Origin of the sequence: Pseudomonas sp. SIMBA_068, from assembly GCF_046534705.1 — a bacterium.
Taxonomy (GTDB): Bacteria; Pseudomonadota; Gammaproteobacteria; order Pseudomonadales; family Pseudomonadaceae; genus Aquipseudomonas; species Aquipseudomonas putida.
The window spans coordinates 1-252 of sequence record NZ_JAWRYI010001128.1 but is presented as its reverse complement, the minus strand read 5'-3'; the positions used below and the strand labels follow the sequence as shown (position 1 = coordinate 252).

Annotated in this window: 1 protein-coding gene; it reads right to left on the bottom strand. The window is 62.7% G+C overall.

Annotation, left to right across the window (positions count from 1 at the left end; all coding sequences use genetic code 11):
- Window positions 1-252, bottom strand: a 252-nt coding sequence (locus SB756_RS33015; RefSeq protein ID WP_410913628.1) for a type VI secretion system baseplate subunit TssF, incomplete at both ends; no start/stop codon positions are given.

Here is a 252-nt window from a genome sequence, read left to right as displayed (position 1 = left end):
ACGCAGCTGAACAGGTATAAGTCGCCTTCGCAGAGGAAGGCGGCCTGGTCCAGCTTCAGCCGGGTGTGCAAGCCGCGAATGGGTTGCCCCTTGATAAGCCAGTCCATGGGCTTTGTATGGATGTCGCGCATGCCGTCCAGGCGCTTCTGGGTGGTCCGCGCCTGCTGGATGTCGTGCAGGGCGACGAAGTCGTAGGCGCGGATCACCGCTTTGAGCGGCTCGACCGAGAGCAGGGACAGGTAGTTGAGCGAC